Origin of the sequence: Bdellovibrio sp. 22V, from assembly GCF_030169785.1 — a bacterium.
In the GTDB taxonomy this organism is placed as follows: Bacteria; Bdellovibrionota; Bdellovibrionia; order Bdellovibrionales; family Bdellovibrionaceae; genus Bdellovibrio.
In genome coordinates, this window is record NZ_CP125854.1 from 2,268,211 (window position 1) to 2,291,389 (window position 23,179).

The following is a 23,179-nucleotide window of genomic DNA, read 5'->3' on the forward strand; positions in this document are numbered from 1 at the left end:
AAAATGGCGCAATGGAAGTTTTTTAAAGAGAATGACATTATCGACGTGGTGGCGCCAGGGTACCCGTCGCAGCCTCACGAAGTTGAGGGTGCGCGCGAGTTTCTGAAAAAATGGAACTTGCAAGCGCGTATTCCAAAGGGACTTATCAAGCCGCATTTTTTGCATGCGCACGAGGACGAACAGCGTTTTGCTTTTTTGAAGGCGGCGATTGAATCCAAGGATTCTCGTGTGATTTGGTGTTTGCGCGGCGGTTACGGCAGCAATCGTCTGCTTCCTATGCTCGCAAAACTTAAAAAACCCAAAGAGCCCAAGTTGTTGATTGGAATCAGCGATATCAGCTCTTTGCACACTTTTTTCATTCAGGAGTGGGGTTGGTCGACGTTGCACGGTCCGTTATTGGATCGTCTGGGAAGAAATCTTGTTTCTCCGAAACATGAAAAAGAACTGCATGACATTCTTTTCGGAAGAACGAATGAAATTGAGTTTAAAAAGTTAAAGCCGCTTAACGAGGCGGCACGTAAAGTGCGCAATCTGAAATCAAAAGTTGTCGGTGGGAATCTCACGGTTTTGCAAAGCACTCTGGGAACACCTTGGCAGCTTGAGACGAAAAAATCTCTTTTGTTTGTGGAAGATTTAGGCGAACGCGGTTATCGCATTGATAGAATGTTTGAACAATTCCGTCAGGCGGGACTTTTCAAACAATGTCATGGTCTTATTCTTGGCGATTTCCTTGGCGGGGAAGAGCCTGCGACAGGAAAGAATAATTTTAAACTGGTATTTAAACGTTGGGCGCAAGATCTCGACATTCCGCTGTTCCAAGGTTTGGAGGCAGGGCATGCGATGGTGCAAAGGCCTGTTCCATTCAACACGCCTTGTGTTTTGAATGCGGAAAACGGCAAAGCTCGTCTCGTCATCAAGACGGGTGGAGGTAAGTAAAAATGAAGTTTTCAGTCTTAGAGAAAAATTTAATGAAGCAACTGGAAGAACGTATTCGCGATACGACTCCCGGAGTGATGGTGCGGGCTTATCAAGGCGGGCGTATTATTTGTGACGTCGCTGTGGGGAATACTTACGCGTACTATGACCTTGCAAGCTTGACGAAAGTGATCTTCACAACACAAGCGATGATGTATGCTTATGAGTTGGGAAAATGGAATTTCGAGACGAAGGTGGCGGATCTTCTTTCTTGGTTCCCGCACAAAGAAACGAAAGTCACTGAGCTTCTTACGCACAGCTCAGGCCTTGCTTGGTGGCTGCCGCTTTATCAAGAGATTAATATGCAGTTGCCGACAGAAAAACGCCGTGAACAGCTGCGTGATATTTTAAAAAGTCTTAAGATCGAAAAACAAGAAACAGCTGTCTACTCTGATGTTGGCTTTCTGGTTTTGGGTTTTGTTCTGGAAAAGATTTTCGACAAACCTCTTTTGGATGTTTGGGAAGATACAAAGAACAAGTTCTATCTTGGAACAACTTTGGAGTTCCATCCCGATAATCAATTCACGACAAGAGCGCAGTTGTTTGCTCCGACCGAAGAATGTCCCGTGCGTAAAAAGCTGATCCAAGGCGAAGTTCATGATTTGAACTGCTGGTCTTTGGGTGGGGTTTCCACTCACGCCGGACTCTTTGGCAGTATCGACGATATCGGTTGGTTCTCGTTGCATTTGCGTTCGCAATTGATGGGTATTGCTCGTTATTCTATTCGACAAAAGACGGCTCAGCTATTCGCGAAACGCGCGCTTCCCGAGGGAAAAGGCGATTGGGCGATGGGCTATATGATGCCGACTCCGGGTTCGGCGAGTTGCGGAAGTTACTTCTCTTTGGATTCTATTGGTCATACAGGATTTACCGGAACGTCGATTTGGTACGATCCAAAGATGGATATGAGTGTCTTGATCCTTTCAAACAGAGTACTCTATGGATCAGACAACAAAGCCTTTGGAAAATTACGTCCTGACATACATAATTGGATTGTCGAAAATTATCGCCGTAGCGGAGTTTAGGGCGGGAACCCACAGAACGGGCGGGAGCCCACAAAGTGGAGCGCCGCAGGCGCGGAACTGGAGTAGTAAATGAATTTAAAAGCAGGAAGCCACATTCATTTGATGGGTATTTGTGGAACGGCGATGGCCTCTCTTGCGGGACTTTTAAAAGACCGCGGGTATAAAATCACGGGCAGTGATTTGAACCCTTATCCTCCGATGTCAACGCAGCTTGAAAGCCTAGGTATTGCTATCATGAAAGGATACAAGGCAGAGAATCTGCATCCACAGCCGGACTTTGTTATCGTGGGAAATGTGATCTCTGCAAATAATGAAGAAGCGCAAGAGCTGATGAAGCTGGGCATTCCTTACACATCTTTGCCAAAAGCAATGGGTGAATTCATTATCGGCTCGCGGGAAAGCGTTGTGATTTCAGGAACGCACGGAAAAACAACGACGACGTCCATGATGTCATGGGTGGCGGAAAATGCGGGCGTGAAACCAGGCTTTCTTATCGGTGGAATCCCCAAAAACTTCTCGCAATCTTTCAAAAATCCAGAGGGAAATTTCTTTGTTATCGAAGGGGATGAGTACGACACGGCTTTCTTCGACAAAGTTCCCAAGTTTGTTCACTACCGACCAAAACATGTGATCTTGACGTCGGTTGAATTCGATCACGCCGACATCTATAAAGATTTGCAGGCGGTGAAAGATTCTTTCGCGCGTTTGATGAAGTTGATTCCGGAGGAAGGAACCTTGCTTGCGTGCGCGGAAGACGCGAACGTGATGGAACTTCGTGCTCTGGCAAAATGCAAAAATTCTTTCACGTATGGTTTTAATAAGGACGCGGACTTCAAGGCGAAAGTGCTTTTCCAGAATGAAAAAGGTGTGGGTTTTGAAGTTCATCATCGCGGTGAGATCTTGGGTCCTTACTCCATGCAGATCACAGGCGATTACAACATTCTCAATGCAACGGCTGTTGTGGCGATGTCGAAAGTTTTAGGTTTCTCTGAAAATCGTATTCAAATCGCGATGGAGTCTTTTGAAGGAGTGAAACGCCGTCAGGAAATCCTCGGCGAGCCTAACGGCATTCTGGTGATCGAGGATTTCGCGCATCATCCAACAGCAGTGCGTGAAACAGTGAAGGGCATTCAAAAGAAATATCCCGGCCGCAAAGTGTTCTCGGTGTTTGAGCCAAGAAGTGCGACCTCTCGTCGTAAGGTTTTCCAAAAAGACTATGTGGAGGCGTTTAAAGGATCTCACGAAGTTCTTTTGGCGAAGGCTTTTGACCAATCGAAAATTGACGAAGAAAATCGTTTTTCTTCTCACGAGTTAGTCGCCGATTTGCACACATCCGGTGTCAAGGCGGAAGATTTTGACTCTGCAGATCAGATCGTTTCTGCGCTTAAATCGCGTGCAAAAAGAGGCGATGTCATTCTGATTATGAGCAATGGCGGCTTCGATGGCATCTATGGCAAACTGATGAGCGCTTTATCTTAAGATAGCGCTCTTGATGCGTAGCGTTTTTGAGTGAATTGGCGGGTCGGCTTAGCTACTTTTTTTGCCTATGTCGAATCTCACGCCACTCATGAAACAGTTCTGGGACATTAAGTCCGTTCATCAAGATAAAATCCTCCTTTTCCGTATGGGGGATTTCTTTGAAATGTTCTTTGACGATGCGGTGAAAGCGGCTCCGGTTTTGGGGATCGCTCTCACGCAAAGAAATAAAAAATCACAAGATGAAACGCCGATGTGTGGTGTGCCTCACCATTCAATCGCAGGTCCTATCAATAAACTTCTTGCTGCCGGTTTTAAGGTCGCGATTTGTGATCAGCTTGAGGATCCCAAGATGGCGAAAGGGATCGTTAAAAGAGGCGTGACGCGCGTTCTGACTCCCGGAATGGTTTATGACTCCGACACATTGGACGGCACGAAGCCGCACTATCTAGTGAGTTTGGATACGGACTCCGTCAGCTTTCTTGATACGACAACCGGCGAAGCCTTTTATCTGAAATCAAAAAAGACATCGGATCTTTTGCGTTTGATCCAAATCCTGCCTGTCGCAGAGATTGTGATCTCGAAAGACGACGAGGCTTTGCTGCAAGGTTTTGAAGGCGTTTTGATCAGCCATCACGAAGAAGTGGCCGATGCTCTTCATCCGCTTCTAAAAAACACGGCGCCTCTTTCCGCGGCAAGACTTGTGTCGTACGTAAAAAATCTTTCTGGTGAAGAATCTCTTGCGACCTTGTCTCCATTTGTCGAAAGAGACCTTGAGCATCGTCTTGAGATTTCTGGAACGACACTTCGTCACTTGGAAATCTTTTCTACTTATAAAGGCGAAGGCTTAGGCAGTCTTTTCCATGCGATCAATCGCACGCAGACCTCGGCGGGCAGCCGTTTGATTCGTCAATGGCTGAGCTTTCCGTTGCGTGATTCTAAAGCGATCGAAGCGCGTTTAAACTCTGTTGAGTTCTGGCGCAGCCACGTTGTTGAATTGAAACGCGTGCGCCAAATCCTGGGCCAAATGGGCGACATCGAAAGACGTCTTGGAAAGATCTCGCAACCGCAATGCAACGGGCGCGACTTGTTGGCGTTGGCGGGCAGCGTTCATGCCGGAATCAGCGCACTGGAAGTTCTTGTACATGCAACTGGCGGCAGCGCCAATTTTGAATCTCTGCGCGGGTTGGCTTATAAAATCGAGCGCACTCTTGTTGAAGATCCGCCGTTGGCGACGAAACAGGGTTACTTGATTCGTCAGGGCGTTTCTGCTGAGCTCGATGAATTGATTGAACTTTCTACGCATTCACAGACTCTTGTCGCGCGTATGGAAGCGGAAGAGAAAGAAAAGACGGGCATCTCCAGTCTTAAGATCCGCTATAACAACGTTTTCGGATACTACATCGAAATCACGAATACGCATAAAGACAAAGCGCCGGCGCACTATCAAAGAAAACAAACTTTGACGAATGCGGAACGCTACTGCACGGACGAGTTGGTCGAGCTGGAAAGAAAAGTCTTAAGCGCCAACACGAAGCGTGCGGATCTGGAATTTGAATTTTTTGAAGCTCTTCGTAAAGAGATTCTCGCGCAATGTCCAGCGTTGTTGGCTTTGGCGCATGAGTGTTCTGAAGTCGACGTTGTTGCGGGACTCGCATGGCTTAGTCTTGAAGAAAAATACGTGCGCCCTCAATTCACTCAAGATGGCTCTTTGAAATTAAAAGCCAGCCGTCACCCGGTTGTTGAACAAACGGTGAAGAAAAACTTCGTGGCAAACGATATCGAACTTCGCCCGCATTCCTGTTTGCTTTTGACGGGCCCGAATATGGCCGGTAAGTCGACATTGATGCGACAAGTGGCTTTGATGGCGATCTTGGCGCAAATGGGATCCTTCGTGCCTGCGGATGAAGCGCAATTGCCGATTTTTGATGCGATCTTCACGCGTATTGGTGCAAGCGATCAGTTGTCAGAAGGTCTTTCTACTTTCATGGTGGAAATGACAGAGACCTCTGCGATGTTGAAAAACGCGACAAAAGACTCTTTGGTTATTCTTGATGAAGTAGGGCGCGGCACCAGCACCTTCGACGGAATGTGTTTGGCGCAATCCATTCTTGAACATCTTTTAAGCGAAGTGAAAGCGTTGACGTTCTTTGCGACACACTACCATGAGCTGACAAGCCTGGATCAAAGCTTCGGGCAAATCGTCAATGCCCACATGACCGTGGCAGAAAGAAACGGCGAGATTCGTTTCCTGCACACTTTGGTGAAAGGTCCTGCTCTTAAATCCTACGGGGTGCAAGTGGCGGAGCTTGCGGGCTTACCTGCTTCCGTCACAAAACGCGCGAAAAGTCTTTTACGTGATATTGAATCCCGTCGCGTTCAAGCAAGCAGTCAGCTATCTTTGTTGGATTCATTGGGATCTGACGTCGCAGTAGTGGAAGCTCCGTCTGAGGTCTTGGTTAAAGAAGTTCCTGAAGACATTAAGAGTTTGATGGCGGAAGTGGAGAAATATCCATTGATGCAAATGAGTCCACTCGATGCCATGAACCAAATCGCGAAATGGAAAGAGATCGTCGCTCGTTCCGCGCAGGAAGTGTAAACGATCATGGCAAAAAAAGGTTTTCTTTCCTCGGAACAATGGGAACAAGCGAAAGAAGTCTTAACGCCGCCTCTGATGACACCTGACGGAGATGTTCGTCAGGTGTTTTGTTTTTCAAGCGAGAATTTCTCCGCATGGCTTGGAATGCGTTTAGAAGAGAGTTTTAAAACCTCCCCGGAATGGAAAGACTGTCATCCGGTAATTCTTGGCTCTTGGGCGCGTGGCGAGCTCTCGCCGAAATCCGACATTGATCTTTTGTTCTGCGGTGATGAAGAAAAAGTAAAAAGTTTCGTTCATCGTATGCAAGAGCAAGGTCTTAAGCTGCGCTATCGGATGCCGCAGAATCCGCAAGACTGGACCGAGAACGTCGAAGCTTTCGATATTTTATCTTTACTCAAAGGACGTCCGTGGACGCCCGAAGCGGCCCAGAAACTTTTTGAACAACAGAAAGCCATCTGGAGTAAAAAGAAACACTACCGCCGTATTTTACTCAAAGCCGTTAAGGAAGAACGAAAAAAACGCGCCGAGAGATTTGACTCCATCACAAATTATCTGGAGCCGAATATAAAATTCGGACCCGGTGGCTTACGGGATCTTGAGCAAGGTCTTCAGATTTATGAACTCTTTGCGGAAAAATTCACTCATCCTGGTCATGCGCTAAATGTTCTTCGTTATTACCGCAGTTACCTTTTGAATATTCGTCAGAAGCTGCATTTGGAAGGTCATGGAGATATTCTCTCCAATGCTGTGCAATTCGATATTGCGCGCTGGATGGGATTTAAATCGAACAAAGATTTTATGCGCGATCTTCAGCGCGGTCTTTCCCGCGTGCATTTTTACTCCGACTGGATTGTCGAAGTTGCTGAGGCTTCGGATAAAGAACTTAAGCAGATCGAACAGCTGGAATTTTCCAAGTCCGACGATCTTGTGTCTGTGTTACATAAAAATCCCAGCGTACTTGTGCAAAAGAAAGTCCGTGAAAATCTTGATGCGCTTCTTCCAGACAAGGCGGAAAAAACATCGGCGCGTCGGCGCGGAAAAGCTCTGGAGCAGGTTCTTTCGGTGAAAGCCGCCGATGAATTTCTGGTGAGCGTTTTTCGCTCGCGTTTGATCGACAAACTGGTTCCTGAAGTCCGTCGCTTGGTGGGTTACGTACAGCACGATCAATATCATCGCTTCACCGCTGATTCACACATCATGCAAGCGTGTCGCGAAGTAAAACGCATTTATCAAAAGCCTCGCGAGTTGGGGCCTCTGCAATTTATTCACAAAGAGCTCAGCCCTGAAGACTGGCGGATTCTGTCTTGGGCATGTTTGTATCACGATCTGGCAAAGGGTTTAGAATCCGGCGACCATCATTCTGATTTAGGTGAACAGATCGTCGAGCGGGATTTCCGCAAGTACGGTTTTGCCAAAGGATTTACGGAGGAAGTAAAGTGGATGGTGAAAAACCATCTCGAGCTTTCCCAAGCCGCTTTTAGAAAAAATCCTAAAGATCCGAAAGTGTGGAACGAGCTTCGCGAAAAAGGAATTGAAGGCGCGCGACTTTTGCGTCTGGCTCTTTTTACAGCGATTGATATTCGCGCGACAAATCCTGAGGCGTGGAACGAATGGAAAGCAAAGCTTCTTAAAGAATTAGTACTCAGCCTGCAGTCGAAGAAAGTGCAGGATTATTTTGACTTCCAAAGATGGGGAGCGCGCAAAAAATTAAAAATCGCTCCTGAACTTGTCGAAGAATTGGGACCTGTTTTGCTGGACAGTCTGGCGATCAAAGATCTTGTCGACGATCTAAAGAAAGCAGAATCCACCGAGACGTCGTTAAAGCCATGGGTTTATAAAACTCGTAAAGGTGAAATCTGGATTCGCTTCCACGAAAAAAGAGATCGCAAGGGTCTTCTGAGTGATTATGTGGGTCAGCTTTATTCTCTCGGCTTGGGAATTCGTCACGCCGCTATTCACACCATTCCGAAAGTAGGCGTGTACGATTGGTTTCAAGTGACAACGTCCAAGAGTATTCCCCAGATTGCCAAGCTCTTGGAAAATTCACAGCTAGGAACGAAACCAGTTCCTGATGTGCGCTTTGATAGTATTCAACTTGTCAGTGCTGACGATAAAGAATGGGTGATCAGCTTTAAAGGTCCCGATCAGGCGGGTCTTTTGGCTTCGGCCGCGAGATCATTAAGTGATGCCGGCGTCAGTGTTAAATCTGCGCGCGTGCATACGTGGGGCCGTCAGGTGGACGATATCTTTTTCGTGAAGACTTTGAGTGGAGAACCTCAAGAGCTGATTGCTTCGTTGAAGTCCAAGTACAAGATTGGCGGAACTTAAAAGCTCCGCCTTTAAATCTTAGTGAGACTGGTTGTTGTTCTTCTTTTTAGAAGCGCCCGTGATACCAGTATGATTGCGCCAGTTGTATTGAGGATCTGTTTTTGTGCGATTGTGCCAAGCTTCCCATTTCTTTTTAGGAAGTTTGTGGGAGACATTTCCTTTTTCGTCGAAAATATCTGGGTCTTTGCCGAACAAAAAGTCACCGATGGATTTGAGAATTCCCATTTTTAAAACCGCTCCTTAGATTGCGTTCTTTAATATAAGCCAGGAGCGGTGTTTTGGGGAAGATTGAATCAAGGAACTTATGCTACTTGTCAAAAGACTAGGATCTTGGATTCGCGCAGACGTCGATAATATCGAGGCCTTTATCCTCAGAGACTTTTCCAGGTCCTTTATAGAAATTAAAGCACTGTTGAGCCGCCATTTCATAGGCTTCTTCATAGCTTCCGGCTTGTTTCTTGATCTCGAGAGACTGCCCCGAGAGTTTGTATTTAAATGTGTACTCTTTGCTTCCCGCATCTTTGCTCACCCATGCGAAAGAGCTGCATGAGAAGGCCATCACTGCGATCATCATTAGTGTTTTCATAAGTTCCCCCTTGTTCAGGTTTCAATCTTTGTTTTTTAAGAGGAGCAAGGGGCAGGCCAACCTCCCTCAACTGGGACCCTCGCCCGCGCTTGTAACTACTGGAAATAACGAGGGAAAACAGTCTCAAATTGGGTCAACTCTAGAGCGGGGCGAGGGTGCCGGGAAGTGACAGCTCCGGGAATGCGGTTGAATATGTTTTAGACAGTGGCTAAGCTCGAAAATGAACTCAACAAGGACGTTTTAAATGAGATTAATTCTACTTACACTCTTGGCTCTTTTTTCTGTTTCGCAAGCTCAAGCGATCACTCGCGGCCAGTTCACAGGAATGCAGTTTATGGTGAATATCGCCTCTGTCGCCTATGATGGCTCAAACGACAGCTCTCCGCAGATTCTTTTTGATGCTATGGACCGCCCTGAGCAGGATTCCATGCTCGGTAGAGGTAAAACTCTGGAGGCTCCACAAAAGGTTTTGAATTTCATTTGTGCGCGTAAAGGTGAGAACAATTACCAATGTTCCATTTACATACATCAGTCCTCATTCGGGCGTATTGCTCCGGGGAAAGCGCGTTTTGACGTGCGTGGAGAGCAGGCCAAGGCGCTTTTTGAGCAGTTCCATTCGCAAAATGGCCGCTTCACGTTCCGTGACGAAGCCAACACTTTTGGTATTGAGGCCACGCCCGAGCGCTTCGTGATGGTATATGAAGCAGATGGCATATAAATAATATTCAAAAGCACCTGAATAGACCGGATGTTTGTGCTATAGAAGCCCTCGAAGCGAGGGCTTTTTTATGAAAAACGGTATCGCATTATTTCTGTTTCTTTGGTCTCTGGGAGCGTCGGCGCAGACTCTTTTTGTGAGTGATGTGGATGACACGATCAAGCTTGCCAATGTGAAGGATCTGGCCGAAGCGGCTCGTTATGCCTTTGATGATGAAAGCCGCTTCATGGGTATGAGCGAGCTCTATCATCTTCTGAAGCGCGACCAGCCTGATATTCATGTCGTGTATCTTTCAAAAGCTCCTGAGTGGTTCATGGGCGGCACGCACCGTCGCTTCTTAAAAAACGGGAACTTTCCTGAAGGCCGCTATATTCCGCGCACGAATTACGATAGCGACGTTCATAAATTAAAAACCCTGCGCGGTCTTATCGCCGAAATCAAACCACAAAAAGTCATTCTTATCGGCGATAACGGCGAGCAGGACGCTGATATTTACAAGGCCATCGCCGATGAAAATCCCGGCGTCGAGTTTACGCAGTTTATTCGCATTGTATATTCCCGCAACTCTTTCGTAGAGTGGGGAGCCCGACTTCACGACGGTCAAGTTGGCTTTGTCACTCCTATTGAAGTAGCCTTGGATCTGGAAGAAAAGCGCTTTCTGACTTTTTCTTCTCTGCAAAGTTTGATGCACGAATTGGCTCCGAAAATTCTTATGCAGAAATCCCACGGAGCGAAAGGGGAAGTGGCATTCCCTTATTTTATGAACTGCCGTAACTTCGTTTGGAAGTGGGACGCAAGTCTTCCGCGTTTTGAAATTCTTGAGATGTTCAAAGCGCGTTTGGCAGATCGTTGTCAGCCGCAAAGTATTCTATGATTTTAAAGTACCAGTTACCTCGTGTTTATGAAAATCTCCTTCCGCGAGAGATTCTTGATTTCTCTCCGGAAGAAAAGAAGGCGACTTGTGATACGTGCGCGATGTCTCGCCCACGACACAAAGGAAAAGTGCACTACCGCGAAGATTTGAAATGCTGCACGTTTCATCCGTTTCTTCCAAATTACATGGTGGGGGCTCTTTTCAACGAAACGTCTTCAACCGAGGCGCACCGTATTTTTCGCGATAAAATTGAACGTCGCGAATACGCACTTCCCATTGGCATGGTCGCACCGGTTCGCTATCAAGTGGAGTTCAATCATCGTACAGAAAACGAATTCGGGCAGAGGGAAGATTGGCTCTGCCCTTACTACAATAAAGAAAAACAGAACTGCAATGTGTGGCGCAATCGCGGTGTCGTATGCACGACGTTTTTCTGTAAAAGCTCTTACGGCAAACCGGGATTGAAGTTCTGGGAAAAATTGAGCAGCTATCTTTGGTATGTGGAACTCGCACTGCTTGAAGAAGCGCTTGTGATGTTGGATTTCTCTCCGCGCCAAATCATGACGTTGTTGGATTATCACAACCGCTTTGAAGGAACCGCTGCGGAAAAGAAATCCTGGGTTCTGCCAGAGGCGAAAGCCAAAGAACTTTGGAATGGTTACTATGACGATCAAGAAGGTTTTTATAAAAAATGCTTCGATGTGATCGCGAATCTTGATAAAAAATCTTTTCACGAAATGCTTGGCGAACAAGGACAAGCTCTCGAGGAAGATATCTTCACCATCTTACCGAATCTGAAAGTGATTTAAGAAATGCTCAGCATCCAAGAAAGACAGAACAAAGTGATTCACGATTTCTCCGCTCTTGCACAGTGGGAAGATCGCTATAAAAAAATCATCGAGATGGGTAAAGCTCTTCCGGAAATGCCGGAAAATTTGAAGACAGAGCAGAACGCCGTGAAGGGTTGCCAGTCGCAAGTCTGGCTCTCTGCGAATCTCAATGACCAAGGTCAGATGCAGCTGCAAGGTGATAGCGACGCCCTCATCGTGAAGGGTCTTGTGGGTCTTCTTTTGTATGTGTATTCAGGTGCAACTCCGAATGAAATTCTCTCGACACCGCCAGAGTTTTTGAAAGCTTTGGGCTTCGAAGGAAACCTTTCTCCGAGCCGGGCCAACGGCTTGCATTCGATGCTTAAGCAAATCAAACTCTACGCGACTGCCTTCGATTATCTTTTGAAAACAAAAAAATAGTTTGTTTTTCATTCACGATCCCCACAAACTTTTTATGAGGGGAATGTTCAGGATGAACATTCAGAGGGGAAAAAGTGAAAAGGAATTCATTCGTAGCGGCCGTCAGTGTCGCAGTAGCAGCAACGTTTTCAGTTGGATTTGTTAACATCACACCCAAAGTTATTTACGGAGAAGACAATCGTCGCGACGTTTATGAAGTGCCTCGCGCCGACATTCGTGAAATCGCGGATTCGACAGTGGCATTGATCCCGACAAGAGATCTTTCTACTCAAGCCGGCGGACTTGTGAAAATCAACTCGTCTCAATACGGTGTTGATATGAATCTTTGCTCTGACGAACCTTTCTTCGATCAACCGACGGCGGCAAACTGTTCAGGCTCACTTGTGGGTGATGATTTGATCGCAACGGCCGGTCACTGCGTAAGTAATTCTGATTGTTCAAAATACGCTTTCGTTTTCGGTTTCAAAATGAACAGCGCTAAATCCGGTCCCGAGACAGTTCCTGCAAGCGAAGTATACAACTGTAAAGAAATCGTCGCGCGTGAATTTACGGGCCAACAAGACTACGCTCTTGTGCGTTTGGATAGACCTGTGCGCGGTCACCGCATTTTGTCTTTGCAAAAAACGCCTGTGCAACCGGGTGATGCGATCTACGTTGTCGGTCACCCCTCAGGATTGCCGACGAAAGTAGCTGATGGCGCCAACGTGCGTGCTCAACAAAAAGGTTACTTCCAAACGAACTTGGACACTTATGGCGGTAACTCCGGTTCTGCGGTTTTCAATGCCGAGACTCACGAAGTTGTAGGTATTCTTGTGCGTGGCGCTCAAGACTTCACTTACGACAGAGCAAGACAATGCACAACAAGCAACAAATGCTCTAACGACGGTTGCCGCGGCGAAGATGTCACGAACATCTCTTACATCGTCGACGCTCTTAATAAGTAATCCGCTTAAGTTTTAAAGTCTGAATCTACACCTAGTAAAAAAGGGAGCGTGAGCTCCCTTTTTTATTTTAACTCCGTGGATTCCTCAGGAACTTGCTCATTCTGATCGGGCATTTGTTGAATTGCTCCAGAGGCTGGACATTCTGTGCTGTGCGCTTCCGTATCGAGTTGGGCCATATCAGTCCACTCATCGGATTGAGGTCGAGCAGGTGGGCACGCTAACAACGAAGGATTTTGCTGAACGCTTGCGGGATCTCTTCGCAGAGATTCATCTTCGCTCAGCATTTCTTCCCGCATTTCCTCACGCTCAACGAGGTTCTGAGCATCGTAAGGAGTCCCGTTAACCTGTTGGTTCGTTGTAGGGGAGCCATTTGTGAAATGAGGAATTACAAGGAGTGCAAGAGCTAGTAGAGCGAGTCTCATAACTGCCTCCCTTGTAAGAGAGTTAATAACCCGAACTAGCCTTATTTTAACACATCCGCCTGACTTCAGAACGGATGTGTTATTTAACGCTGGACTATGTGATTAAATCGTTGCGTGAACGCGATGAGTGTCGTCCATATCGTCGAGGTAGTTCAAAAATTCCTCAACTTCTTTTCTTTGCTCGTCACTCAGTTCTGTGATGTTTTTCGCTTTATAAGAAAGCTCACCCTTGGTGATTTTCCAACCACGTTTCGTGAGAGCTTCACGAACAGCATCAAGATCTTCCGCATTTGTGTAGAACTCGTAAGTTCCTTCATCCACGTAAACTTCGTTCGCCCCGGCTTCGATCGCTTCTTCATCTGGATCGAAAGTACCTTCTTTTGTGCCTTCAATAAGGCCCACGCGATCAAACATCCATGCCACAGAACCGACCTCGCCCATATTGCCTTCATGCGATTTGAAAGCATGGCGCATGTCAGGGGCAGTTCTGTGTTTGTTGTCCGTTTGGCATTCAACGATCACGCCCACGCCATGCGGACCGTAACCTTCATAAGTGATCTCTTCGATAATTTTTCCGTCATCCAAAAGACCCGCGCCTTTTTTAATCGCGCGTTCGATCGTATCATTCGGGCAGGAAACTTTTTTGGCGGCATCGATAGCAAGGCGGAGACGAGCATTGGCTGCGGGATCAGGACCACCGGCTTTCGCAGCGACTGCAATCTCGCGCGCAAGTTTTGTGAATATTTGACCCTTTTGTTGGGCCTTTTCTACTTTTCCGGCGTTTTTCCATGATTTTCCCATATATCTCCATAGCACAGTGAAATTAATAAATGCTGCGCCACCGCTATTGCACCAAATGAGGAAATAATTGGCAAGAATAGGAGCGGGATGTAAAAGACCGTATGTTCACTTTTTCAGTCCCGGATGTCTGGGAAAAGATCGAAAACATCGAAAAGTCCTGTGAGGCCGCTCTAAAACTGAGCACTCCTTGGGAGCTGGTTCCAGAAGAGCCCGCTCGCGATGTCCTCATTTTGCATCCCAAGCTCCACCCTCCGAAAAAAGGATTCTCCACCATCGAGGGGCAGGCGCGCATGCTGCACGATTTGGCTAGCATTGAACTGCAAGCGATGGAGTTAGGGGTCAGAACGCTGGTTGAGTATCCCGATGCACCTCAAGGCTTTAAAGAAGAACTTCTGGCTGTGACGGTTTCCGAAGCCCAGCACTTGCGTATGTGTCTGGAGGGAATCGAGTCCTTAGGATTTAAGTGGGGAGACTGGCCGGTGCATGCGGCTTTATGGCGCGCGGTCGATAAGGAAGATTCTTTGTTGGATCGTATCTTGATCGTGCATCGTTATCTTGAGGGCAGTGGGCTTGATGCCGGCGACACTTTAATCCGTCGCTTGGAAGGAACCGCTGGCAAACAAACGATTCAAAAAATCGTGAAACAAATCAACTTTGAAGAAATCGGTCACGTCGACTTCGGTTCGCGCTGGTATCGCCACATCTGCCGCGACGAAAAAATCGATCCCGCACAAGACTTCCCAGAGCGCATGAACTCTTTAAGAAGCCGTCTTCCCAAGCGCATCGAGCCGCTCAACCACGATCTTCGCAAAAAAGCCGGCTTCACCGACGAAGAAATCGCTTACTACGAAACCCTCCGTCAAGACTTCCTCATCCCCCGATAGGGTGCCAGGCACCTGTTAGTCGAGGGATTCGCCGTCTTCGAGGAAGCGCCATTTTCCTTCGGGGAGGTCGCCCAGGCGGAGTTTGCCGATGCGCACGCGTTTAAGGCCAGTGACTTTGAGTCCTACGGCTTCGCACATGCGGCGGATTTGACGTTTTTTTCCTTCGCGCAGAACAAAGCGCAATTGGTCTTTATTCAGCCATTCGACTTTTGCGGGTTTTAAGGCTTTGCCGTCTAAAGATAAACCGTGATTAAGAAGTTTCAATTTCTCGTCAGGCAAAACGCCTTGCACGCGCACGATGTATTCTTTCTCGACTTTGGATTCTTCACCAATGATCTTCTTCGCGATACGGCCGTCTTGCGTGAAAAGCAAAAGACCTTGCGAGTCGATATCCAGGCGCCCCGCCACGGCAAGACCTTGAAAATGTTCCTGGCGCAATTTCGTTTTCGAAGTGCCGAATTGATTTTCTGGAGTGATCAACTTAATCGCCGGCTGATAAGGAGGCTCGGGTTGCGCCGACACGTAACCAATAGGTTTGTTTAAAATAATTGTCGCCAAACGTTTTTGCTGTTTCAAGGCTTGCGCTTCGAGTGTGATCTTCACGTCCGGACTGACCTTGGTTCCCAATTGATCGACCTTCACGCCATTGACCAAGACCAAGCCTTTCGCGATGTACTCGTCAGCTTCACGGCGCGAGCAAATGCCTTTTTCAGCCATCAGTTTGGATAAACGTACTTTGTCTTCGCTCATAGGCGGATCTCCGTCCACAGATTGTCCATTTCATAGAGTCGGAGATAAGAAAGATCCTTCTCGGAAACATGGAGCTTAAATTTGTTCAAAAAATAGAGAGCGATATTTTCCGTCGTCGGAATTTGCTCTTTGAATTCGGGAATCACAAAGTTTAGATGTTCATGATCCAGAATGCTTGTCAGACGGTAAAGCAGTTCTTGGTAGCTTTCTTTTTTATCGGAAAGCTCTGCGGCAGCAACACGAAAACCGACCTCTAATTTATAATTATGCCCGTGACCGTATTGCGTATAACAACGGCCAAAGGTTGCGAGATTTTTTTTCTCATCCCACTGCGGTTGAGAATAAAAATGCGCACTGCTAAAAGAACTCACCAAAGTCAGAATCATTTGAGGTTGATCCCGCCGTCGACAGGAAGAATCGCGCCAGTGATCCAGCTTGATAAGTCTGACCCCAAGAAGTAAGCCGCGCGTGCGACATCTTCAGGGACACCGATGCGTCCTAGCGGTTGCAGGTTCTTCATGCCTTCAAGGGCCTGAGCTTTTTCTTCTTTAGGAAGAGAATGAAAACTATGAATCGGGGTGTCTACCAAACCCGGGCAAACGCAGTTCGCGCGGATATTAAACGGACCGCCTTCCAAAGCGAGGCTTTGGGTCCAGTTGATCATTGCAGCCTTCGCAGCTGAATAAGCTGAGGTCGGGCCTTGCGGGCGCATGCCTAAAGTGGAGGAGATATTCACAATGTTTCCGCCACCGTGCTGTTTGAAATAAGGAAAGAAAGCGCGAGCCACACGCAGCGGAGCAATCATGTTGATCTCAAACTGTCGGCGCCAGATTTCATCGCTGCCTTCTTCGGTTGTGTGTCTTTCAAAGATCCCGGCATTGTTAACCACGACTTCCACGCGGTGAACCTTCATGCTGAGAACTTCATCGAGCCGTTTGTTAAGGGCCGCTTCATCGGTCATATCGCAAGAAAGCAACGTCGCACCACTGCGACATTTCAAGGCAACCTCCTGCAGACGTTCTTTGTCGCGTCCCATGAGGTACACGAAATAACCGTTTTTGGAATATTCAATGGCGATGGCAGCTCCGATGCCGCTGCTGGCACCGGTGATCAAGGCAGCTTTTTTCACACGAATCCTCTTTTTGCTGGACTCATGTTAGCAAAGACGGGGGCCGAAGAGAAGTTATGTCCATGCGCGAAGCGTTCACAATCAGCTTTAAGTTTTTCTTTGTCGGCCTCTTGGTGTTTGGGGCCCTCTTTGCGCACTTCTAAAGTAATACTTTAAAAAGAAAAAGGCCGGGGAATGCCGGCCTTTTGTTATTAACGGAGTTAAAGTGCTTTCTTAAGCGGCTTTTTTAGCTACGTAATGATAGTACTTTTTGTCGAAGTCCGATGCCTTCATACCATCTTTCGTAATCAAACCCGCCTTAAACCAATCAAAGTGCTCGGCACAGAAGCCGGCCTTTTCTGATTTCTTTTTGCAGCCTTCCCCGCAGCAGCGAGCAGACTCTAAAGAAACAACATTGTTCGGGATTTGTTTTTCGAATTTTTTGTCAGCCATTAAGTGACCCCCAGTTGAAATCTTAAGCTGGTTGAATGTCTTAAGACATAAGACTTATCGGCGACGCAAAATCTTACTTGAGGACTTCGAAAGAAACTCGGGTTGAGTTTCATGTATCTCAAAATGAAACGGTATTAAACAAATTAAGCGGATGGGGAAAAGGTACTAGGTACCTTTTTCCTAGATGAGCTTGAGGAATCGGCCCATGTCGACGGGCTTTGAGAACAAATAGCCTTGGCCAAAACGAGCGCCCAGGGTTTCAAGAACTAGGCATTCTTCGTTATTTTCGATGCCCTCGGCGATGATCTCGATGTCCATGGCGTGCGCCAAGTGGATGATCGAACTGACGACCGCTTTGGATTTGGGATCGTTTAAAACTTTCATGACGAAAGAGCGATCGATCTTCAAAAAGCTGATCGGCATTTGCGTCAGATACTGCAAACTGGAAAAGCCCGTTCCGAAGTCATCGATAGAGATGGCATATCCTTGATTGCGACACTGGTTTAACGCCTCCAAAGCAATCGCACCATCCATCATGATTCTTTCGGTCATTTCAAGTTTGATGTTTTTAGTTTGCAGATCGTGCTTTTCGCGCAGGTCTTCCAGATTGTTTACGAAATCAGAGTGCGTAAACTGACGGCCCGAAATATTGATACTCATCATGAAGTCGTCAGCCATTTTATCTTTTTTATTCAAACGCAATTGATCTTGAATCGTGCGCAAATCTTTTAAAGCCTGATTGATAATCCAGTGACCAATAGGAATGACCATCGAGGAGTTTTCAATCACGTCGATAAAAAGATTCGGGGATACCAAGCCGTGTAAGGGGCTGTTCCAGCGCAATAAAGCTTCGCAGCCTGTGATTTGTTTGGTCTTTAAATTCACGATCGGCTGGTAAAACAATTCGAATTCTTTATTCTGAAACGCTTGAAAGATCTGATTTTCAAGTTTGATCTGATCTAAAGCGCTTTGCGTTCCGTCGTCTCCGGCGCCGGAGTTGTCGAACTCCACGTCAGCGATCTTTGTGCCGCCGGGGGTGTTGATGTTTTTACGGCGCAAACGTTTTAAAAGAACACGCATCAAAAGTTGCACGACTTTATCGGCGGTAGAGACACGTTCAAGAACTTGCTGTTTCGTGACGATAGCTAAACGAACATCTTCCAACGCGCGCACGGAGGCAGAGCGGTTTTGATTGTCGATCAAAGCCATCTCGCCAAAGATTTCACCTTCGCCGAGAATTGTCAGAGGAATTTCTTCTTTGTCTTTGCTGATGTAAATCAGCACTCGGCCTTTTTCGATGATATAGGCGCAGTCACCTGCGTCGCCTTCGCTGAAAATGATCTGATCTTTATGTATCTCGACGGACTGAGTTGCTGAATTCATAGACTCCCATTTTAGGGCTTAGGATGTAGGTCCGACAAGTCCAGCTGATTCATTTGATTCAATTTCCAGCCTACAAATTCCGGTTTAGCCAGCATCGAGAAATGGATGGCTCCCAACGGAATCATGAGATGGTTTTCCATCAGATACTGCGCGCCCTTCAGGCACCACTTCTTTTGTTCATTTGTGTTCGCTGCATTTGCGAGCGAGGACAAAATCTTTTGGTAATCATCGGATTTAATGCGCAGATAGTTCTCGGGACTCGAGGGCGAGAAAGTTTCAAGTGCGGCCAAACAGGTCGGGCGATCCGGAGCGACTCCTTTGCGGAATATCGCCGGGGGTTTTTGCGCCAGAATTTGCAGGAACACCTTGTTTTCTTTCACTTCCAAATGCGTATTAATGCCGGCGTTCTTGCTCCACTGATTTTGCAGCCACTCGGTGGCGCGTTTGTGGTCTTCGCCGCCCAAAGCGGAAAACATCAAAGTGTAGGTGGGACTGTTTTGCACTTTCGGCACTTTTTTAAGATCAAAATCAAAGCACGGCGCTTTTTCAGGAAACCAAGAGTCGGGAAGTCCTATGCAGCCGGGTTTGCCTTCCGAAGAAAATATTTTTTGCAGTTCTACGTAGTTCAGCGAGTACGTTAAAGCCTCGCGCACATCTTCACGAGCCGCGAGATCCGGCCCAAATCCTAAGTAGTCAAGGCGAGTGACGGGGATCCAATAAAAGTCAGTGCGGGTTTTGTATTTAGGAATGAACAGCGTGGGCAAACGACGCAAAAACTGCAATTCATTTTTTTCATAAAGCTGTAAGGCGATGGTGTCTTCCTCGACGAAAAGAAACTCCACGACGGGGCGCGCGGGGTGCGCGAACTTGTATTGCGTATTAGGCTCTAAAACGATCTTGTGGCCTTTTTTCCATTCACGCATTTTGTAGGGACCGGAATAAACAGAAAGATTTTCTTTTGTGGGAGCGAGGAGGAAGTTCGCAAGATTGTATTCGAAATCAGGGTCGGGAGTTTGAAATTCAAACTTCAAAGTGAGCTCGTTCGGAGCTGTAACCCCAAGGCTTTCCATATTCTTTTTGCCGGAGTAGATGTCCTCCGCATTTTTAATTTTAAAAAGAAGATCTGCGCGAGGGGCCGCGGTTTTGGCGTTAAGAATTTTTTTATAAGTACGCAGGAAATCTTGCGCCAGCAAAGGGGAGCCGTCACTCCACTTAAGATCTTTTTTCAGAGTGCAGATGAGATTCTTTTTCTTGTCGCATTTACAGCCGAGAGCTAAATCCGGAACGAGGCCTTTCTTGTCATCGAAAGTAAAGAGATTGCGATATAGATTTCCTAAAAGATAACTTGAAGCGGAGGTGCGCTGTTTGTTCGGGTCAAGCCCGCCTGGTTCATTCGCCAAATGAAGACGAAAAACTTTTTCTGCCGCCAAAGACCCCGATGCCCAAAGTAGAATCGCCAAGAAGATTTTCATGGGAAAAGTGTAACCACAATTACCGGGAAAAAGAAGAGAAGATTTAGAAAGTAAAAAGGCCTCCGTGGGGAGGCCTTTTTCATAAGAACTACTTATCGAGTTCCATCTTTGCAATTGTTTGCAATTGCATATTTGTTGTTCCTTCGTAGATCTGGCCGATCTTAGCGTCGCGCCAGAACTTTTCAACTGGGTACTCTTTAGTGAATCCGTTGCCGCCGAAGAGGTCGATCGCTTTAGAAGTGATTTTCTCAGCCGCGCGAGAAGCGTAAAGTTTCGCCATAGCTGCCGCTTCGATGAAATCTTGGCCAGCGTCTTTCAAACGAGCTGCATTGTAAACCATCAAACGAGCTGCTTCCAGCTCTGTGCGCATTTCAGCCAATTGGAATTGCACGCCTTGGAAATGAGCAATTGGTTTTCCGAATTGCTCACGGCCTTTCACGTAACCAAGAGCCGCTTCGTAAGCGCCTTGGGCGATACCGATCATTTGGGCGCCGATACCGATACGACCTTCGTTCAAAGTTTCGATAGCAATTTTATAACCTTTGCCGACTTCGCCAAGAACGTTCGCTTTAGGAACTTCGCAGTTTTCGAACAAAAGTTCGCAAGTAGAAGAAGCGCGGATGCCCAATTTGTCTTCTTTTTTGCCGACTTTGAAACCAGGGAAATCTTTTTCAACGATGAACGCTGTGATGCCTTTGTAGCCTTTCGCGTGATCGATGTTGGCAAATACGATGAACACATTCGCTTCTTTACCGTTTGTGATCCAAAGTTTTGAACCGTTCAAAACCCATTTGTCACCTTTGTCTTCCGCTTTCAACTTCAAGGCGAAAGCGTCAGAGCCGGAAGAAGACTCAGAAAGAGCGTAAGCGCCCACCCATTCTGTCGCCATTTTACCCAAGTACTTTTCTTTTTGCGCTTCCGTTCCCCATTTAAGGAACGCATTTGTCGTCAAAGTGTTTTGCACGTCAACAAGGACAGAAACTGAACCGTCAACGCGGCCGATTTCTTCAACAGCCAGGCAGGCCATTGTGAATGTTGAGCCAGCGCCACCGAATTTTTCCGGAGTCTCGATACCCATCAAGCCCATTTCGAAAAGTTTTTTAACGATCGCAGGATCCATCTCTGCTTTTTCGTCCATGTGTGTCACATGAGGTTTGATTTCAGATTCAGCAAAAGCGCGAACCGCATCACGGAAAGCCGCTTCGTCTTCAGAGAGCATTGTGAGAGCTGGACGTGCATTAGTAACGTCAGACATTGAGTATCTCCATTCGAATAAGTTATAACAGTGGCGCTGAAAATATCTGCTTCAAAGAAATTATTCAAGGCCTTGGAAAGACGAGAGCTTTTCTCTTAACAAGCTGTGTTACACTGTTTGCACTTTAAATAAGCAAGTGTTTCGACATGCTAGACAAGAGTCTAGGTGTGATTTAGCGTGAGGTGATATGGATTTCGTCGAAATTGGCGCCAAGATAGGTATTTACTTTATTCCGTTTCTTTTTGCACTCTGCTTCCATGAGTACGCTCACGGCTGGGTGGCGCGTCGTCGCGGTGATAACACGGCCGAGATGATGGGACGTTTGACGATGAACCCCGTGGCTCATATGGATATGATCGGCACGCTGATCCTTCCGCTGGTGTCCATCGTTCTTGCAACACCGATCTTTTTTGGATGGGCCAAACCTGTTCCTGTCAACTCGCGCAATCTTAAAAATCCCCGCGTGGATATGTTCTGGATTGCATTAGCGGGACCTCTTTCAAACATTCTTTTGGCTGTTGTTGGCGCGGTTCTTATCGCTCTTGTGGCGAAGTATTTTCTGACCTTGAGTTACGCTAGTGGTCTTATCGAAATTCTAAAGACCTTTATCGTGACCAACTTGTTTTTGGCCTTCTTTAATATTTTGCCTCTTCATCCTCTTGACGGAGGAAAAGTGTTGGCGCGTTTTCTTCCGGCGCAATTGAACTACAAGCTGGAACAAAACGAGCACATCACGAGCATGGTTCTTATGGCCCTGGTTCTTACAGGTGTATTACGCGTTCTCGCGGTGCCTGTGTTCTGGAGTTATAACCATCTTGTTACTCTTGCTTTGGGAGGTTTCGGAATATGACGGCTGAAAACAGCTCTGTAAATCCAGCTCCCGCTCCTGCGCGTAAAGTGCGCGTGATGTCGGGAATGCGTGTCACGGGTCGACTTCATATTGGTCACTATTGGGGAGCTTTGCAAAATTGGCTGAAGCTTCAGGACGAGTATGAGTGCTTCTTTGGCGCGATGGATTGGCATGGCATGACCACGGCCTATAAAAATCCGAAAGACATCGGCCCTTGGACTCGCGAGATGATCGCCGAGTTTTTAGCTTGGGGTATTGATCCTGAGAAGGTGACTTTGTTCGTGCAAAGCCGCGTTCCCGAGCATCTTGAACTCAATATGATCTTCACCAACCTCACTCCGATGGGCTGGTTAGAGCGCGTGAATACTTGGAAAGACGCGATTGAAGAAATGAAAGCCAACGACACCTACAACTTGGGTCGTTTCGGTTATCCTGTTCTTCAGGCGGCGGATATTGCGATTTACCGCGCGCAAAAAGTTCCAGTCGGTGCGGATCAGATTTCTCATTTGGAGATCTCACGCGAGATCGTGCGTCGTTTCAATCATCTTTATAAGGCGAAATTGCCAGAGATGACGCCGCTCTTGACGGATATTCCATTGGTGCCGGGATTGGACGGTCGCAAGATGTCCAAGTCTTACGGCAATACATTGTTCTTAACTGAGGATTCTGAAAAAGATCTGAAGAAAAAAGTAAATATGATGGTCACGGACCCGGCGCGAGTTCGTCGCGAAGATCCGGGCGAACCCACAAAATGTTCAGTCTATGGGTATCATAAACTTTATTCTTCAGCGGAAGACGTGTCATGGGTGGAAGCGGGCTGCCGCTCAGCCGGAATCGGTTGCGGGGATTGCAAAGGCCGATTGGCTGCGAACATCGAAAAAATGTCCCAAGGCCCGCGCGAAAAGAAAAAAGAGTTGTTGAATAATCCAAAGCTGCTTGATTCAATCATCGACGCTGGATGCGAAAAGGCACGTAAGGAAGCTCAGAAGACTTTGGAAATCGTGCGTTCTAGTATGAAATGGTAAG

The 23,179-nt window shown here is 47.1% G+C and carries 24 protein-coding genes; 13 read left to right on the forward strand and 11 right to left on the reverse strand.

Going from position 1 to position 23,179, the window contains the following annotated elements:
- Positions 1 to 3 precede the first annotated feature (3 nt).
- The 5 genes from QJS83_RS10955 (at position 4) to QJS83_RS10975 (ending at position 8,403) form a co-directional block, all read left to right on the forward strand.
- Complete coding sequence (locus tag QJS83_RS10955; RefSeq protein WP_284604795.1) at positions 4 to 936, forward strand: S66 peptidase family protein; 933 nt, start codon at positions 4 to 6, stop codon at positions 934 to 936.
- A gap of 2 nt (positions 937 to 938) precedes the next feature.
- Positions 939 to 2,000, forward strand: a complete 1,062-nt coding sequence (locus QJS83_RS10960; RefSeq protein ID WP_284604798.1) for a serine hydrolase domain-containing protein — start codon at positions 939 to 941, stop codon at positions 1,998 to 2,000.
- Between the two features lie 69 nt (positions 2,001 to 2,069).
- Complete coding sequence (gene mpl, locus QJS83_RS10965; protein ID WP_284604800.1) at positions 2,070 to 3,479, forward strand: UDP-N-acetylmuramate:L-alanyl-gamma-D-glutamyl-meso-diaminopimelate ligase; 1,410 nt, start codon at positions 2,070 to 2,072, stop codon at positions 3,477 to 3,479.
- Positions 3,480 to 3,567: 88 nt separating this feature from the next.
- The gene (mutS, locus tag QJS83_RS10970; protein ID WP_284604802.1) at positions 3,568 to 6,075 is read left to right on the forward strand and encodes a DNA mismatch repair protein MutS; all 2,508 of its coding nucleotides are present in this window, start codon (positions 3,568 to 3,570) and stop codon (positions 6,073 to 6,075) included.
- Positions 6,076 to 6,081: 6 nt separating this feature from the next.
- Positions 6,082 to 8,403, forward strand: a complete 2,322-nt coding sequence (locus QJS83_RS10975) for a [protein-PII] uridylyltransferase family protein (RefSeq protein ID WP_284604805.1) — start codon at positions 6,082 to 6,084, stop codon at positions 8,401 to 8,403.
- An 18-nt stretch (positions 8,404 to 8,421) separates the two neighbouring features.
- On the opposite strand, the gene QJS83_RS10980 is transcribed toward QJS83_RS10975, so the two are convergent.
- A complete protein-coding gene (locus tag QJS83_RS10980; RefSeq protein WP_284604807.1) occupies positions 8,422 to 8,628 on the reverse strand; it encodes a hypothetical protein in 207 nt (68 codons plus the stop codon).
- A gap of 97 nt (positions 8,629 to 8,725) precedes the next feature.
- The gene (locus QJS83_RS10985) at positions 8,726 to 8,989 is read right to left on the reverse strand and encodes a hypothetical protein (protein ID WP_284604809.1); all 264 of its coding nucleotides are present in this window, start codon (positions 8,987 to 8,989) and stop codon (positions 8,726 to 8,728) included.
- A gap of 244 nt (positions 8,990 to 9,233) precedes the next feature.
- Between QJS83_RS10985 and QJS83_RS10990 the strand changes: the two genes are divergently transcribed.
- The 5 genes from QJS83_RS10990 to QJS83_RS11010 all read left to right on the forward strand — a co-directional run bounded on the left by QJS83_RS10990 (position 9,234) and on the right by QJS83_RS11010 (position 12,775).
- The gene (locus QJS83_RS10990) at positions 9,234 to 9,707 is read left to right on the forward strand and encodes a hypothetical protein (protein WP_284604810.1); all 474 of its coding nucleotides are present in this window, start codon (positions 9,234 to 9,236) and stop codon (positions 9,705 to 9,707) included.
- A gap of 70 nt (positions 9,708 to 9,777) precedes the next feature.
- The gene (locus QJS83_RS10995) at positions 9,778 to 10,581 is read left to right on the forward strand and encodes a phosphatase domain-containing protein (protein ID WP_284604812.1); all 804 of its coding nucleotides are present in this window, start codon (positions 9,778 to 9,780) and stop codon (positions 10,579 to 10,581) included.
- Positions 10,578 to 11,390: a hypothetical protein gene (locus tag QJS83_RS11000; RefSeq protein ID WP_284604814.1), complete on the forward strand. Its 813-nt coding sequence runs from the start codon at positions 10,578 to 10,580 to the stop codon at positions 11,388 to 11,390. Before QJS83_RS10995 ends, QJS83_RS11000 begins: the two co-directional genes overlap by 4 nt.
- A 3-nt stretch (positions 11,391 to 11,393) precedes the next feature.
- Positions 11,394 to 11,831 (forward strand): SufE family protein, encoded by a 438-nt coding sequence (locus tag QJS83_RS11005; protein ID WP_284604816.1) that lies wholly within the window; start codon positions 11,394 to 11,396, stop codon positions 11,829 to 11,831.
- A 74-nt stretch (positions 11,832 to 11,905) separates the two neighbouring features.
- Positions 11,906 to 12,775 carry a trypsin-like serine peptidase gene (locus QJS83_RS11010; protein WP_284604818.1) on the forward strand — a complete coding sequence of 290 codons (870 nt, stop codon included), beginning with the start codon at positions 11,906 to 11,908 and terminating at the stop codon, positions 12,773 to 12,775.
- 62 nt (positions 12,776 to 12,837) lie between these two features.
- On the opposite strand, the gene QJS83_RS11015 is transcribed toward QJS83_RS11010, so the two are convergent.
- Positions 12,838 to 13,197, reverse strand: a complete 360-nt coding sequence (locus tag QJS83_RS11015; protein ID WP_284604820.1) for a hypothetical protein — start codon at positions 13,195 to 13,197, stop codon at positions 12,838 to 12,840.
- Between the two features lie 102 nt (positions 13,198 to 13,299).
- Positions 13,300 to 13,998: a YebC/PmpR family DNA-binding transcriptional regulator gene (locus QJS83_RS11020; protein WP_284604822.1), complete on the reverse strand. Its 699-nt coding sequence runs from the start codon at positions 13,996 to 13,998 to the stop codon at positions 13,300 to 13,302.
- Positions 13,999 to 14,099: 101 nt separating this feature from the next.
- Between QJS83_RS11020 and QJS83_RS11025 the strand changes: the two genes are divergently transcribed.
- Positions 14,100 to 14,882, forward strand: a complete 783-nt coding sequence (locus tag QJS83_RS11025) for a DUF455 family protein (RefSeq protein WP_284604824.1) — start codon at positions 14,100 to 14,102, stop codon at positions 14,880 to 14,882.
- Between the two features lie 15 nt (positions 14,883 to 14,897).
- Here QJS83_RS11025 and QJS83_RS11030 read toward each other — a convergent pair whose 3' ends face one another.
- The 7 genes from QJS83_RS11030 to QJS83_RS11060 all read right to left on the reverse strand — a co-directional run bounded on the left by QJS83_RS11030 (position 14,898) and on the right by QJS83_RS11060 (position 21,303).
- A complete protein-coding gene (locus QJS83_RS11030) occupies positions 14,898 to 15,632 on the reverse strand; it encodes a pseudouridine synthase (RefSeq protein ID WP_284604826.1) in 735 nt (244 codons plus the stop codon).
- On the reverse strand, positions 15,629 to 16,018 hold the full coding sequence (locus tag QJS83_RS11035) for a 6-carboxytetrahydropterin synthase (protein WP_284604827.1): 390 nt from the start codon (positions 16,016 to 16,018) through the stop codon (positions 15,629 to 15,631). The genes QJS83_RS11030 and QJS83_RS11035 overlap by 4 nt, the downstream gene beginning before the upstream one ends.
- Positions 16,015 to 16,761: an SDR family NAD(P)-dependent oxidoreductase gene (locus QJS83_RS11040; protein ID WP_284604829.1), complete on the reverse strand. Its 747-nt coding sequence runs from the start codon at positions 16,759 to 16,761 to the stop codon at positions 16,015 to 16,017. Before QJS83_RS11040 ends, QJS83_RS11035 begins: the two co-directional genes overlap by 4 nt.
- Before the next feature lie 213 nt (positions 16,762 to 16,974).
- Positions 16,975 to 17,193, reverse strand: a complete 219-nt coding sequence (locus QJS83_RS11045) for a hypothetical protein (protein WP_284604831.1) — start codon at positions 17,191 to 17,193, stop codon at positions 16,975 to 16,977.
- 180 nt (positions 17,194 to 17,373) lie between these two features.
- Positions 17,374 to 18,576, reverse strand: a complete 1,203-nt coding sequence (locus tag QJS83_RS11050; RefSeq protein WP_284604833.1) for an EAL domain-containing protein — start codon at positions 18,574 to 18,576, stop codon at positions 17,374 to 17,376.
- 11 nt (positions 18,577 to 18,587) lie between these two features.
- The gene (locus tag QJS83_RS11055) at positions 18,588 to 20,048 is read right to left on the reverse strand and encodes a peptide ABC transporter substrate-binding protein (protein WP_284604835.1); all 1,461 of its coding nucleotides are present in this window, start codon (positions 20,046 to 20,048) and stop codon (positions 18,588 to 18,590) included.
- A gap of 88 nt (positions 20,049 to 20,136) precedes the next feature.
- Complete coding sequence (locus QJS83_RS11060) at positions 20,137 to 21,303, reverse strand: acyl-CoA dehydrogenase (RefSeq protein WP_284604836.1); 1,167 nt, start codon at positions 21,301 to 21,303, stop codon at positions 20,137 to 20,139.
- A 187-nt stretch (positions 21,304 to 21,490) separates the two neighbouring features.
- Between QJS83_RS11060 and QJS83_RS11065 the strand changes: the two genes are divergently transcribed.
- Positions 21,491 to 22,153, forward strand: coding sequence for a site-2 protease family protein (locus tag QJS83_RS11065; protein ID WP_284604837.1), 663 nt, complete (start codon positions 21,491 to 21,493; stop codon positions 22,151 to 22,153).
- Positions 22,150 to 23,178 (forward strand): tryptophan--tRNA ligase, encoded by a 1,029-nt coding sequence (trpS, locus tag QJS83_RS11070; RefSeq protein ID WP_284604839.1) that lies wholly within the window; start codon positions 22,150 to 22,152, stop codon positions 23,176 to 23,178. The genes QJS83_RS11065 and trpS overlap by 4 nt, the downstream gene beginning before the upstream one ends.
- Position 23,179: the final 1 nt, after the last annotated feature.

Bases quoted from the DNA above. Each gene is read 5' to 3' on its own strand.
- QJS83_RS11055 (WP_284604835.1), bottom strand. From the start codon at position 20,048: ATGAAAATCTTCTTGGCGATTCTACTTTGGGCATCGGGGTCTTTGGCG.
- QJS83_RS11005 (WP_284604816.1), top strand. From the start codon at position 11,394: ATGCTCAGCATCCAAGAAAGACAGAACAAAGTGATTCACGATTTCTCC.
- QJS83_RS10980 (WP_284604807.1), bottom strand. From the start codon at position 8,628: ATGGGAATTCTCAAATCCATCGGTGACTTTTTGTTCGGCAAAGACCCA.
- QJS83_RS11045 (WP_284604831.1), bottom strand. From the start codon at position 17,193: ATGGCTGACAAAAAATTCGAAAAACAAATCCCGAACAATGTTGTTTCT.
- QJS83_RS10990 (WP_284604810.1), top strand. From the start codon at position 9,234: ATGAGATTAATTCTACTTACACTCTTGGCTCTTTTTTCTGTTTCGCAA.
- trpS (WP_284604839.1), top strand. From the start codon at position 22,150: ATGACGGCTGAAAACAGCTCTGTAAATCCAGCTCCCGCTCCTGCGCGT.
- QJS83_RS11015 (WP_284604820.1), bottom strand. From the start codon at position 13,197: ATGAGACTCGCTCTACTAGCTCTTGCACTCCTTGTAATTCCTCATTTC.
- QJS83_RS10960 (WP_284604798.1), top strand. From the start codon at position 939: ATGAAGTTTTCAGTCTTAGAGAAAAATTTAATGAAGCAACTGGAAGAA.
- QJS83_RS10975 (WP_284604805.1), top strand. From the start codon at position 6,082: ATGGCAAAAAAAGGTTTTCTTTCCTCGGAACAATGGGAACAAGCGAAA.
- mpl (WP_284604800.1), top strand. From the start codon at position 2,070: ATGAATTTAAAAGCAGGAAGCCACATTCATTTGATGGGTATTTGTGGA.
- QJS83_RS10995 (WP_284604812.1), top strand. From the start codon at position 9,778: ATGAAAAACGGTATCGCATTATTTCTGTTTCTTTGGTCTCTGGGAGCG.
- QJS83_RS10955 (WP_284604795.1), top strand. From the start codon at position 4: ATGGCGCAATGGAAGTTTTTTAAAGAGAATGACATTATCGACGTGGTG.
- mutS (WP_284604802.1), top strand. From the start codon at position 3,568: ATGAAACAGTTCTGGGACATTAAGTCCGTTCATCAAGATAAAATCCTC.
- QJS83_RS11060 (WP_284604836.1), bottom strand. From the start codon at position 21,303: ATGTCTGACGTTACTAATGCACGTCCAGCTCTCACAATGCTCTCTGAA.
- QJS83_RS11030 (WP_284604826.1), bottom strand. From the start codon at position 15,632: ATGAGCGAAGACAAAGTACGTTTATCCAAACTGATGGCTGAAAAAGGC.
- QJS83_RS10985 (WP_284604809.1), bottom strand. From the start codon at position 8,989: ATGAAAACACTAATGATGATCGCAGTGATGGCCTTCTCATGCAGCTCT.
- QJS83_RS11025 (WP_284604824.1), top strand. From the start codon at position 14,100: ATGTTCACTTTTTCAGTCCCGGATGTCTGGGAAAAGATCGAAAACATC.
- QJS83_RS11050 (WP_284604833.1), bottom strand. From the start codon at position 18,576: ATGAATTCAGCAACTCAGTCCGTCGAGATACATAAAGATCAGATCATT.
- QJS83_RS11065 (WP_284604837.1), top strand. From the start codon at position 21,491: ATGGATTTCGTCGAAATTGGCGCCAAGATAGGTATTTACTTTATTCCG.
- QJS83_RS11020 (WP_284604822.1), bottom strand. From the start codon at position 13,998: ATGGGAAAATCATGGAAAAACGCCGGAAAAGTAGAAAAGGCCCAACAA.
- QJS83_RS11035 (WP_284604827.1), bottom strand. From the start codon at position 16,018: ATGATTCTGACTTTGGTGAGTTCTTTTAGCAGTGCGCATTTTTATTCT.
- QJS83_RS11000 (WP_284604814.1), top strand. From the start codon at position 10,578: ATGATTTTAAAGTACCAGTTACCTCGTGTTTATGAAAATCTCCTTCCG.